We start from the raw sequence: 11,776 nt of genomic DNA, 5'->3' as shown, positions 1-11,776 counted from the left end.
GAGAAATACAAAAGTCAGCCGCATACCACAATTGACGGATTGAAAATAGAATTTGACAAAGAATGGGTACATTTGCGCAGATCGAACACTGAACCTATCATCCGCATTTATTCGGAAGGTAATTCAGAAACGGTTGCCAATAACTTGGCCAACAAGATCATTAGCGATATAAAGGAAATTTTACAACTTACTTAATTAGCGATTGAGTACATTAGTGAATGAGTGATAATTTATTCATTGATGGAAAAGATTGATAAAATTGACTTTGCGGAGCGTTTTAGGGAACGTACTAAAACGTTTGTTATAAATAATATAAAGCTATACAGATCCTTGCCGAAAACAGATGAAGCAAGGATAATCGGTAAACAGTTACTAAGATCGGCCTCTTCTGTAGGGGCTAATTACAGAGCGGTATGCCGGGCCCGGTCACAGGCCGAATTTCATTCAAAACTCTCCATAGTAGTTGAAGAGGCCGACGAAAGCGTGTTTTGGATGGAAATATTGATCGGGGCTGATATAGTTAAACGGACTGAAATAGATATATTACTGACAGAGGCGAATGAAATACTGAAGGTTGTTTCCGCTGCCCGTAAAACGGCATCGGATAACAAAAAGCAGTGATCACTCATTCACTCACTCATAAATTCAATAAATAATAGAAAATGCGTGTTTATTTTGATAATGCAGCTACCACGCCGCTTGATCCTGAGGTATTAAAGGAAATGTACAAAGTAATGGAAAACCACTATGGTAATCCATCATCTATTCATGCTCACGGGCGCGAGGTTCGTACGCTTATCGAAAGATCACGCAAAACAGTAGCCAATTTATTGCATACTTCGCCTGCCGAAATATTTTTTACCAGTGGCGGCACCGAGGCAGATAATACAGCCATTAGGTGCGGTATTGCCGATCATGGTATTAAACATGCCATCACCAGCAAACTGGAGCACCACGCGGTGATCCATACGCTTGAAGCCATGCAAAAAGCGGGCGTTATCAAACTAAGCTTTGTTAAAACCGATGATAAAGGTAATATCGATTACCAGCACCTCGAAACCCTGTTGCAGCAAAACGAGCGTACGTTTGTATCGTTAATGCATGCTAACAATGAAATTGGTACTCTTACCGATATTGAGCAGGTAGGTAACCTTTGCGAACAATATAACGCCATCTTCCATTGCGATACGGTACAAACCATGGGGCATTACGCGCATGATTTGAGTAAGCTTAAGGTTAACTTTTTAGTTTGCGCGGCACACAAGCTGCATGGCCCTAAAGGTGTCGGTTTCTTACATGTGAATCACAAGTTAAAGATCAGTCCGATGATTTACGGCGGATCGCAGGAGCGTAACATGCGCGGTGGTACCGAAAACGTATATGGTATAGTTGGTTTGGCCAAAGCGCTCGAACTGGCCTATACCGAAATGGAACAACACCAGCAACATATTCAAGGCCTTAAAACCTACATGATAGATAAGCTGAAGCACGAAATACCGGGCATTGGCTTTAATGGCGAAATAGCGCCCGAAAAGAGCTTGTACACCGTGCTTAACGTATCATTCCCTGAAATGGATATGGCCGATATGCTATTGTTCAACCTGGATATCGCGGGTATTTCGGCATCGGGCGGTAGTGCTTGCAGTTCGGGTACCGATATTGGTTCGCACGTACTTAACGCTATAGGCGCTAACCCTACAAGGCCGTCGGTTCGGTTCTCTTTTTCTAAGTATAATACTAAAGAAGAGATTGATTATACGGTGAACAAAGTACGCGAAGTTTGCCTGTTGAACGCCTAAAAGCATCATTTTTCTCATCTTTCCGATTCGCCGTATAGCGGCTTTAATACGCCTTGTTTTTTGTAATAATAAAAACAATAAGCTATTGCTATGGGTTTATTAATTAACAATTAAAACAAAACCTATGATAGCGATAACGGAAAATAATCTGAACGATCGGGAAGATTTGTTCGATGATAACGACAACAAAAATGGTTTAACCAATAGCGGCAGGGCATCTGATTTCGGCGACGAAGATGATGAATACGGCGTTGACCGCGACGAAATAGAAGAAGATAATATCGATGATGACGGTTATGATAACACCCTCACCGACGATGATTTGAACTACGATATTGACGACGAAGAAAGCGATGTAGATGAAGACAAGGATTTCGAGGCCCACCTGGCACCGCAATCGGTAGATCCTGATCCGAATGAAACACCGGAGGAGCGTGAGGCAAGCGAGGAAAGCACAAGTTTCCCTTCAACCCGCGAATACAGTCGTCCGCAGGAAGGTAACGATGCCTCGTACAGCGAGCAAACCGACGTTACTCCACCAAACCCACATGAGTTTCCGTCAGAAGGCCCCGCAAAAGCTGATTTCAGCAGCCGTCCGCATGGCCGCACAACCGGCCGTATGTTAGGCCACGAGCCGGGCACGGAGGGAATATAGCTTTAGAGCCGAGAGATAAGATTCAGGAGACAAGATCCTATTTGAGTCAAGAAGTAAGATTCAGGAAACAGGAGAAATAGTTTTTAAAACAGAAAAGTCCCCATTGGGGACTTTTCTGTTTTATGTCTTTCCTGGAACCTGACTTTCAAATCTTGTTTCCTGAATCTTATTTCTTGCCTCTCTACTGAAGCATTTTTATAAACGAAGCCAGTCGTTCTTTCATTTCGCGGCGGTCAACTATAAAGTCGAGGAAGCCGTGCTCTTGTACAAATTCCGCGGTTTGGAAACCTTTTGGCAAATCTTTCTTGATGGTTTCTTTAATCACCCTTGGTCCGGCAAAGCCGATCAATGCGCCCGGTTCGGCGATATTGATGTCGCCAAGCATAGCGTAAGAGGCTGTTACACCACCTGTTGTAGGGTCGGTAAGTAAAGAGATGTATGGTATCTTAGCCTGGCTTAACAGGGCTAATTTAGCCGAAGTTTTAGCCATTTGCATTAGCGAGAACGCGGCCTCCATCATACGTGCACCACCCGATTTGGATATCATCAGGAAAGGTATCCTGTTTTTGATGCTGTAATCGATAGAACGGGCAATCTTTTCGCCCACAACCGAACCCATTGAACCACCAATAAAGTTGAAATCCATACAGGCAATTACCAGATCCTGACCTTCAATTTTACCATGACCGGCGCGTATTGCATCGGTAAGGCCTGTTTTTTTGGTAGTTTCCTTTATCCTGTCGGTGTATTTTTTGGTATCCTCAAAATGCAGGGGATCACCCGATCTGAGGTCGGTAAATAGTTCTGTAAACTCGTTATTATCAAACAGTACAGAAAAGTATTCTTTTGAGCCAATACGTAAATGGTAGCCGCAATAGTGGCAAACATATTGGTTCTCAACTTGCTCTGAATAGTGTAAAGGTTTTTTACATTCTGGGCATTTATTCCAGATACCATCAGGTGCTTCTTTCTTTTCCTGAGTAGTCGTAATTATCCCCTTGATCTCTCGTTTAAACCACGCCATATCTTTTTCGAAGTCTTTCAATATGATGCAAAGAAACGAATTTTTCCTTTATTATCATTTATGAGTTTACATTGTGTGTTTGACATGAGTAATGCGAGGCAGGTCTGTTAAGTTTTTAACCGCTGAGTAAGCTGAGGTTTTCGCTGAGAGTGGGGAGGTTTACCTTTCTTCCTGTCATCCTGAATGCAATGAAGGATCTTCTCCGATATGCAGGGTTTTTATTCAACCGATAAGTGCGGGTGTTTTTTTACCACAAAGAACACAGAGGTTTGCACGGAGTGACACAGAGAATTTATTTGGATGATGTGTTGTGCCTATAATGAGATGTTTTGGAAATGGGGTCATCCTGAGCTTGTCGAAGGATTGTGCGTAGAGGCCCTGACCACGCACCATTGGGTGAAAGGCAATTTATCTTGATTCCTGATTCTCAACTCTTGCATCTAATTTAACACGCTTGTTTACATTATTTAATACTAAAATGGCATAAAAACAGGGGCTATTTATACAATAGTGTAGAAAATACACCATGTTGATAAAAAAGCACAGTGATTTAGTAGATTATATACATAAAACCGGATGAAATTTATATCTTCGGGCTCCAAAAATCAAATTTTTTAATTAATGAGTTTAAAAGATTACAAAGGTGTTTTGCACGGCGATCAGGTGCAGGAACTATTTGAGGCAGCTAAAAAGCATCAGTTTGCTTTACCGGCAGTAAATGTTATAGGTACAAACACTGTAAACGCTGTGTTAGAAACGGCGGCAGCTGTTAAATCTCCTGTTATTATTCAGCTATCAAACGGTGGCGCGCAATTTTACGCAGGTAAATCATTAGATAATTCAAAACTGCAGGCTTGCATTTTAGGTGGCGTATCTGCCGCTAAACACGTGCATTTGCTGGCAGAGCACTATGGTGTCGCGGTTATTTTACATACCGACCACGCTGCTAAAAAATTATTACCATGGATAGATGGTTTGCTTGATCACGGCGAGAAATTCTTTGCTGAAACAGGAAAACCATTGTTCTCATCACACATGCTCGACTTATCAGAAGAGCCTTTGGAAGAGAATATCGAAATATCTGCCAAATACCTTGAGCGTATGGCTAAAATGGGCATGACCATCGAAATTGAGCTTGGTGTAACCGGCGGCGAAGAAGATGGTGTTGATAACAGCGATGTTGACAGCTCAAAATTATATACCCAGCCCGAGGATGTTGCTTACTCTTATGAGCACTTATCGGCAGTTAGTCACCGTTTTACCGTTGCTGCTGCATTTGGTAACGTACACGGCGTATACAAACCGGGTAACGTAAAATTACAACCGATAATTTTACACAATTCACAGGAGTTCCTGAAAAAGAAACATAACATTACTGCTGAGAAACCGATCAACTTCGTGTTCCACGGTGGTTCTGGTTCAAGCCAGGAAGAGATCCGCGAGGCTATCTCTTACGGTGCTATCAAAATGAACATCGATACCGATATGCAATGGGCTTACTGGGAAGGTATAAAAAACTACTACCAATCAAAAGAAGCGTACCTGCAAGATCAGATTGGTAACCCTGAAGGTGCTGATTCTCCGAACAAAAAATATTACGATCCACGTGTTTGGTTGCGTAAAGGCGAAGAGAACTTTGTAAAAAGATTAACCGAAGCTTTCAGCGATCTTAACTGCATCGACGTTAACAGCAAGCTGTAATATTCTTTAAAGCTATATTAAAAGAGTGCCAATTAAACATTGGCGCTCTTTTTTCGTTTAATACATCAACACATAAACAACCAATGGCCAGTAAAAAGAGTTTTTTTGAGCGTTTTGCCAACTGGGCAACCAGCGCTACGGGCAGTTCTGCCGCGTTTATTACCGCTATGTCGGTAATTATTGTTTGGGGGATAACGGGGCCGATATTTAAATACTCCGATACCTGGCAGCTTATTATTAATACCGGCACTACCATTGTTACCTTTTTGATGGTTTTTTTGATCCAAAAATCACAAAATAAAGACTCAAAGGCGATACATTTGAAGCTGAACGAGCTCATCGCTTCGCACCAGGGAGCCAGTAACCGCATGGTTGATATTGAAGACCTTAACGAAGAGGAGCTGAACAGCCTGCACAAATTTTACGAGCAGTTATCTGACCTGGCCGAGGAGGAAGACGATATACTTTGTACGCACTCTATTGATGCCGCTACCGAAAACCATACCACTAAGTTGAACAGTTTTAAATCGAAAGAACATTATACCAATGCCCAGCAGTTACGACATAAAAATAAGCACAGTAAGCAATAAGGAACAGGAGGCCGCCATGCAGGCCATCAGATACGAGGTATTTGTGGAGGAGCAGGGCTGCCCGCACGAACTGGAGATAGAGCACGATGAAGAAGCAACGCGCTTTTTAGCTACAGCTGATGGCATACCCGCCGGAGCCGCGCGCTGGCGCAAAACTGATAAGGGCTACAAATTGGAACGCTTTGCCGTACTGAAGCAATACAGAGGCAAAGGAGTAGCCCAGGCGATGTTAAAAGCCATAATTGATAGTTTACCTGCCGATGCAAGCTATGTTTACCTGCACGCCCAAATACAGGCCGTAGGCTTGTATGAAAAGAATGGCTTTGTACAAGAAGGGCCGGAGTTTGAAGAAGCCGGTATAAGGCATTATAAGATGGTTTTGAAGTGAAGTCAAAATTCAAAAATAGGGACAAAGGGAGCTGTCATCACAGCCATCGGAAAGGTAAAAGCGCGGGCCAATGTGCGATTCCCTCCCCTGGGAGGGTGTAGGGAGGGGTTTCATCAAATGGTTTATGATTTTGCTGTATAAGCCCCTCCCTGCTATTATAGCCATCAATTTAAAGGTTAAAGCAAACGGTATAGCTAACTCACCCGGTCTACGCTTCGCTGGACCTCCCTCTCTTCGGCTTTGCCGTAAAGAGGGCTGAAAAAAATAAAAATGAATACCCCTCTTTCCGCTCGCGGAGAGAGGGGTGACGAGCGAAGCGATGTCGGGGTGAGTCAATATTGATCAATTTAAATTGACGGCTATGCTTCAAGTGAGGGAATTAAAGATTTTCAAAACACCTGCAAGGCGGCTGCTTGATATACAATTTCGTTTCAAAACAAGAAAGGCAATATGATTATCACATTGCCTTTCTTATTTTTCAGTAAAATCTTTGCTTATTGATCGTATTTAGTTACGGCGTTCTTTTGCGCGTCTGATGTTTCTTTTACGAACTTGCGGATGATGATACGGTTACCGCCGTTGTAACTTACATAGCTGGCTACCCAGTTAATGAAAACTACCCAACGGTTACGGCCGCCCATTAATGATATCAGGTGGATAAACATCCAGGTTAACCAGGCGAAAAAGCCCTGGAACTTGATGGTTTTGCTGATATCAACTACGGCTTTGTTACGGCCAATGGTAGCCATTGATCCTTTATCAAAATAGCTGAACGGTACGGTTGGTTTGCCTTCCAGTATGTTCAAAATGTTTTTAGCTACGCTTTTACCTTGTTGCATGGCTACCTGTGCCACACCAGGGTGTCCGTTAGGGGTACCTTCGGTAATGCTGGCTGCAACGTCGCCGATGGCGAATACATCGGTATGGCCATCTACCTGGCAAATAGCATTTGTTTTGATGCGGTTACCACGTATTACGGCATCTTTGCCCAAACCTTCGGGTACCTGGCCCATTACACCGGCCGACCATATTACGCTCTTGGTACGGATGCTTTTACCGCCTTCAAACACTATTACTTCGCCATCGTAGCTTTCTACCTTAGTGCCCAGCAATAGCTCAACGCCCATGCCTCTCAAAAACTTCTCTGCCGATTTTGATGAATCGTCAGACATCGGGCCTAAAACCCTTGGCAAAAAGTCTACAAGGTAAACCTTCATTTCTTCTTTGCGCAGTTCGGGGTAATCTTTGGTAAGGATGTGGTTCTTGATCTCGGCCAGTGAACCGGCCAGTTCAACACCAGTTGGGCCGGCACCTACCAGTACAAAGTTCAGGTAAGGCTCGCGGTCTTCTTTTGAGGCTTGCAGTACGGCGGCCTCTAAGTTTTGCAGAATAAGGTAGCGTATGTTTAAAGCCTCAGGTATGGTCTTCATTGGCATTGCAAAGCGCTCAATCTCTTTGTTACCGAAGAAATTGGTGGTGGAGCCTGTTGCTACTACCAAATAATCATAAGCGATATCGCCTATATTGGTTTCTACGTGTTTGCTTTCAGTATTGATACCTGAAACTTCGGCCACGCGAAACCTGAAGTTTTTTTGCCCGTCGAACTTTTTACGCAGCGAAAATGCTATTGATTCGCACTCCAAACTGCCCATGGCTACCTGGTAAAGTAAAGGCCAAAAGCCGTGATAATTGTTTTTATCAAGCATTAAAACATTTACAGGTTTGTCTTTTAAATTTTCGGCAACCTGCAGCCCGCCAAAGCCGCCGCCGATAATTACTACTAAAGGGAAATTTGATTTGTTTGCGAGATCCATATATATAATAATGGGGGTTATTTCAAATAAAGTTGTGTGCTGTAAAACATAAAACAAAAAGGCCCCAAATGTTCTTTGGGGCCTCTTAAATATTATAAATAAGTTTTATCTATTTAAGACCTTTTTTCCCAAAGTCAATGATTACCGGCGTTGCCACACAGATGGACGAGTATGTACCAAATATGATACCGATAAGCAGGGCGAAAGAGAATCCTCTGATCACGTCGCCCCCAAAGATAAACAATACAATTAAAACAAACAGTACAGTTAACGAAGTAATTATTGTACGGCTTAATGTGCTGTTAATTGCAGTATTGATAACTGTTGTAGTATCCTCATTTTTAGAGCTTGGCAATTTCAGGTACTCGCGGATACGGTCAAACACTACCACGGTATCGTTAATTGAGTAACCGATAACGGTTAACAAAGCGGCGATAAATGCCTGGTCGATATCAAGCGAGAACGGAAGCACATCTTTAAATAATGAGAAGAATGATAATACCAGCAATGAATCGTGCGCGGTAGCAACCATGGCACCAAGGCTATATTGCCATTTGCGGAACCTGATCAGGATGTAAGCCGAGATCACCAGGATGGCGAATATTACGGTTAAGCCCGATGATGTTTTCAAATCGTTAGAGATGGTAGGGTCAATTTTTTGACGGCCCATGATCTCGTATTTGGTTGGCAGTTCGCTCAAGCCTTTCTTAACGGCTGCTTCTACTTTCGCATCAGCATCGTCAGCTTTGTCTTCAAGCAGGTAGTTGGTAGTGATACTTAATTTATCGCTGCCAAAAGTTTTAACCTCAGCTTTACCAACACCTAAGTATTTAACCAATGCTTCACGTGCATCATCAGCATTAACTGCCTGGCCTTTTGCCTGTACAGTATAGTTACGGCCACCCTGAAAATCCACACCGTAGTTAAAGCCACGGGTGAAGATAGAGATTAAGCCTGCTACGATGAATATACCCGAGAAAGCGTAGAATTTGAAACGGTTTTTAACAAACGCGTAGTTAGCGTTTTTAAAGGTATGTGAGCTCCAAGGGTGTGAGAATTTAACATCCCAGCCTTTATCAAGCATGTATTCGAAAATCAACCTTGAGATAAGCAATGAGCAGAATAATGAGGTAATGATACCGATCATTAAAGTACTTGCGAAACCTTTGATTGGACCCGAACCGAATACCAGTAATATTAAAGCGGTAAGGAAGGTACTTACGTTAGCATCTAAAATTGATGATAAGGCGTGTTTGAAACCATCGGTAACAGATTGTTTAACCGTTTTGCCTAAGGCCATTTCCTCACGTACACGCTCATATACCAGTACGTTGGCATCAACCGCTATACCGAGTGTTAACACGATACCTGCGATACCCGGAAGGGTTAATACAGCGCCTAAGCTTACCAGTACACCCATCAGGAAGAATACGTTGAACAATACCGCGATTACGGCTACTGTACCTGCACGGTTGTAATAAACCACCATGAACACCAGTACTACCACGAAACCAAGTACGCATGATAATAAACCGGCATTGATAGCTTCCTGACCTAATGACGGACCAACCTCGGTATCGTTAACGATACGGGCAGGGGCTTTTAAACGACCAGCTTTTAATACGTTGGCCAAATCCTTGGTGTCTTCAATAGTGAAGTTACCTGATATTGATGATGAACCACCATTGATTTCGTTTTGTACAGTAGGGGCAGAGTATACGTTGTTATCCAACACAATGGCGATAGCCTGTTTGTACGCGCCAGATGAAGCTTCTTTAGTGATATCAGCCCATGCACGTGCACCGTCAGAGTTCATTGACATGGTAACATCAGGGTTACCGCGTTCGTCAGTACTGCTGCGGGCATCGGTAATGGCATCACCGGTTAATACCGGGCCATTTTGCGCGCCTGCCAGTTTAATGGCGTACAGGCTGTATATTTTAGTTTTTTCGCGTGCTTTAACATCCCACAGCAATTTCATGTTTTGCGGAATGGTCGCTTTTACTTCAGGGCTGTTCAGGTAAGCATTTACTTTAGCAGTATCGGCTTGTGAAGCAAAACCCACAACCGGACCAGAACCTAATGCAGGTTGGTTGTTCTCATCGCGGCCAACATTTGGCGACAGGATAGAGAACAATGGGTTGCTTTTGCTCAGTTGGCTTGATTTGCTGGCCAGTGAAGTATCTTTGGCAGCATTTTTTTCAACCTTGCTTAATAATGAATTTTCTTTTTTGCTTGTATCAGCAACAGCGGCTGTTTTGGTATCTGCTTTTTTAGCAGTATCAGTAGTAGTCGCTTTTGCTTTATCAGCTAATAATTTATCAACGTTAGCCAGTAACTGGTAAACCTCGCGGTTATCATAAGTTTTGTAAAACTCCAGCTTAGCCGAACCTTGTAATAGTTTACGTACACGCTCAGGGTCTTTAACGCCCGGCAGCTCAATCAATATGCGGTTGGTGCCTTGCTGTAACTGAATGTTAGGCTGTACCACACCAAACTGGTTGATACGGGTATCTAATACCGTGTAAGCTTGCTTAACCGCCGCGCTTGCCTGATCTTGCAGGTAGGCTTTAACTTCACCGTTTGAAGCATTGAACTTCAGGTTAGCCTGGTTATCTTTAGTGGAGAAGATAGCGGCCAGCTTACCGTTAGGGTTAAGCTTTTCGTATTCCTCAATAAACAGGGTGATGTAGTCTTTCTGGCTGGTGCGTGTAGCAACATCGGCGTTTTGCAGTGCCTGATTAAAGGCAGGCTCAGGATTGTTGTTTGATAACGATTGTACCAACTCACGTAATGATACCTGCATGGTAACGTTCATACCGCCTTTAAGGTCCAAGCCTAAAGCGAGCTCTTTACCTTTGCAGTACTGGTAAGTGTGACCCAACACAGGGTAAGCAGGAAGATCTGCTACTGAATCGAGATAAGCTGTATATTTTTGTGAATTGCCTTTCGCGTAATCCCGCGCATCTTGCTCAACCTTTTGGGCTACCCATGTGAAAGAAAGATAGTAAATACTAACCAGGGTTAGCAGTAGTGCAAAAAATTTAATGATCCCTTTACCTTGCATCGTGAAGTAAAACTATGTATATAAAATTGTCTATAACCTTTTTAAATAAGACCGGCAAATCTAATAAAATTTTGTAAGCGGAAAATTTTAAATTAAAACAAATTGATGACACAAAATGTTAGCCGCGTTTTAGTGTGATGAACGAGTATGGTATTGGGTTTTTCTCGTCGGCATCAAAATCTTCCCGCCCGGTTTCCTTCCACTCCTCCGGGTTAATCTCCGGGAAAAACGTATCGGCATCAAAATCCTTGTGGATAATGGTGAGGTAGATCACATCTGTTTTGGCCATGGCCTGCCTGTAAATTTCGGCCCCGCCCACAATAAACACTTCATCCTCGCCCGCGCAAAGGGCAATGGCGGCATCAATAGAATCCACCACCTCGCATCCCGGTATTTCAATTTGCTGCCGTGTTACCACAATATTACGGCGTTTAGGCAATGGCTTACCTACGGAATCAAAAGTTTTGCGGCCCATTATAACCGTATGCCCGGTAGTAACTTCTTTAAAGTGTTTCAGATCGTGCGGCATGTGCCACAGTAACTGGTTGTTTTTGCCGATGGCGTGGTTTTGCGCTATGGCAACTATTATGCTTATGGTCATTTGGTGGGTCATTGTAGTCATTGGTCATTTAAGTCATTGGTCATTGCCGTTTATTCCGGTGTGGCCAGGATGCTGAAAATGCCAATGTTTTTTATTCTGCTGTTTATGCTTTGTGTAATTATTGAAATCTTATTGAT

At 43.1% G+C, this 11,776-nt stretch carries 10 protein-coding genes and 1 pseudogene; 7 read left to right on the top strand and 4 right to left on the bottom strand.

All coding sequences use genetic code 11. From position 1 onward, the window contains the following. From AC07NA_RS26005 to AC07NA_RS25990, 4 genes and pseudogenes are all read left to right on the top strand, one after another. Positions 1–195, top strand: a pseudogene (locus AC07NA_RS26005) (phosphoglucosamine mutase); the annotation flags it as partial. A 45-nt stretch (positions 196–240) separates the two neighbouring features. Beyond that, positions 241–621 carry a four helix bundle protein gene (locus AC07NA_RS26000; RefSeq protein WP_494900978.1) on the top strand — a complete coding sequence of 127 codons (381 nt, stop codon included), beginning with the start codon at positions 241–243 and terminating at the stop codon, positions 619–621. 41 nt (positions 622–662) lie between these two features. Then, on the top strand, positions 663–1,799 hold the full coding sequence (locus AC07NA_RS25995; RefSeq protein WP_494900976.1) for a cysteine desulfurase family protein: 1,137 nt from the start codon (positions 663–665) through the stop codon (positions 1,797–1,799). A 124-nt stretch (positions 1,800–1,923) separates the two neighbouring features. Beyond that, positions 1,924–2,454, top strand: coding sequence for a hypothetical protein (locus AC07NA_RS25990; protein ID WP_494900974.1), 531 nt, complete (start codon positions 1,924–1,926; stop codon positions 2,452–2,454). 181 nt (positions 2,455–2,635) lie between these two features. Here AC07NA_RS25990 and accD read toward each other — a convergent pair whose 3' ends face one another. Then, on the bottom strand, positions 2,636–3,478 hold the full coding sequence (gene accD / locus AC07NA_RS25985) for an acetyl-CoA carboxylase, carboxyltransferase subunit beta (RefSeq protein ID WP_494900980.1): 843 nt from the start codon (positions 3,476–3,478) through the stop codon (positions 2,636–2,638). A gap of 621 nt (positions 3,479–4,099) precedes the next feature. On the opposite strand from accD, the gene fbaA reads away from it, so the two are divergent. From fbaA to AC07NA_RS25970, 3 genes are all read left to right on the top strand, one after another. Continuing rightward, the gene (gene fbaA, locus AC07NA_RS25980) at positions 4,100–5,179 is read left to right on the top strand and encodes a class II fructose-bisphosphate aldolase (protein ID WP_494900972.1); all 1,080 of its coding nucleotides are present in this window, start codon (positions 4,100–4,102) and stop codon (positions 5,177–5,179) included. 83 nt (positions 5,180–5,262) lie between these two features. Continuing rightward, positions 5,263–5,769: a low affinity iron permease family protein gene (locus AC07NA_RS25975; RefSeq protein WP_494900970.1), complete on the top strand. Its 507-nt coding sequence runs from the start codon at positions 5,263–5,265 to the stop codon at positions 5,767–5,769. Next, the gene (locus AC07NA_RS25970) at positions 5,726–6,157 is read left to right on the top strand and encodes a GNAT family N-acetyltransferase (RefSeq protein WP_494900968.1); all 432 of its coding nucleotides are present in this window, start codon (positions 5,726–5,728) and stop codon (positions 6,155–6,157) included. The genes AC07NA_RS25975 and AC07NA_RS25970 overlap by 44 nt, the downstream gene beginning before the upstream one ends. A 494-nt stretch (positions 6,158–6,651) precedes the next feature. Here the strand turns inward: AC07NA_RS25970 and AC07NA_RS25965 are convergent, their stop codons facing one another. The 3 genes from AC07NA_RS25965 to AC07NA_RS25955 all read right to left on the bottom strand — a co-directional run bounded on the left by AC07NA_RS25965 (position 6,652) and on the right by AC07NA_RS25955 (position 11,639). Continuing rightward, the gene (locus AC07NA_RS25965; protein WP_494900966.1) at positions 6,652–7,971 is read right to left on the bottom strand and encodes an NAD(P)/FAD-dependent oxidoreductase; all 1,320 of its coding nucleotides are present in this window, start codon (positions 7,969–7,971) and stop codon (positions 6,652–6,654) included. A gap of 109 nt (positions 7,972–8,080) precedes the next feature. Continuing rightward, a complete protein-coding gene (gene secDF / locus AC07NA_RS25960; protein ID WP_345214121.1) occupies positions 8,081–11,038 on the bottom strand; it encodes a protein translocase subunit SecDF in 2,958 nt (985 codons plus the stop codon). Between the two features lie 118 nt (positions 11,039–11,156). Beyond that, positions 11,157–11,639: a dihydrofolate reductase gene (locus AC07NA_RS25955; protein ID WP_494900963.1), complete on the bottom strand. Its 483-nt coding sequence runs from the start codon at positions 11,637–11,639 to the stop codon at positions 11,157–11,159. Positions 11,640–11,776 lie beyond the last annotated feature (137 nt).

The sequence above is a fragment of the Mucilaginibacter sp. GW821-FHT07G05 genome (assembly GCF_059418565.1).
The sequence above is the reverse complement of the archived record's forward strand: the minus strand, read 5'-3'. Positions and strand labels throughout refer to the sequence as shown.

Excerpts from the sequence above, each read along its gene's own strand:
- AC07NA_RS26000 (WP_494900978.1), top strand. The coding sequence starts at position 241 with ATGGAAAAGATTGATAAAATTGACTTTGCGGAGCGTTTTAGGGAACGT.
- AC07NA_RS25995 (WP_494900976.1), top strand. The coding sequence starts at position 663 with ATGCGTGTTTATTTTGATAATGCAGCTACCACGCCGCTTGATCCTGAG.
- AC07NA_RS25990 (WP_494900974.1), top strand. The coding sequence starts at position 1,924 with ATGATAGCGATAACGGAAAATAATCTGAACGATCGGGAAGATTTGTTC.
- accD (WP_494900980.1), bottom strand. The coding sequence starts at position 3,478 with ATGGCGTGGTTTAAACGAGAGATCAAGGGGATAATTACGACTACTCAG.
- fbaA (WP_494900972.1), top strand. The coding sequence starts at position 4,100 with ATGAGTTTAAAAGATTACAAAGGTGTTTTGCACGGCGATCAGGTGCAG.
- AC07NA_RS25975 (WP_494900970.1), top strand. The coding sequence starts at position 5,263 with ATGGCCAGTAAAAAGAGTTTTTTTGAGCGTTTTGCCAACTGGGCAACC.
- AC07NA_RS25970 (WP_494900968.1), top strand. The coding sequence starts at position 5,726 with ATGCCCAGCAGTTACGACATAAAAATAAGCACAGTAAGCAATAAGGAA.
- AC07NA_RS25965 (WP_494900966.1), bottom strand. The coding sequence starts at position 7,971 with ATGGATCTCGCAAACAAATCAAATTTCCCTTTAGTAGTAATTATCGGC.
- secDF (WP_345214121.1), bottom strand. The coding sequence starts at position 11,038 with ATGCAAGGTAAAGGGATCATTAAATTTTTTGCACTACTGCTAACCCTG.
- AC07NA_RS25955 (WP_494900963.1), bottom strand. The coding sequence starts at position 11,639 with ATGACCATAAGCATAATAGTTGCCATAGCGCAAAACCACGCCATCGGC.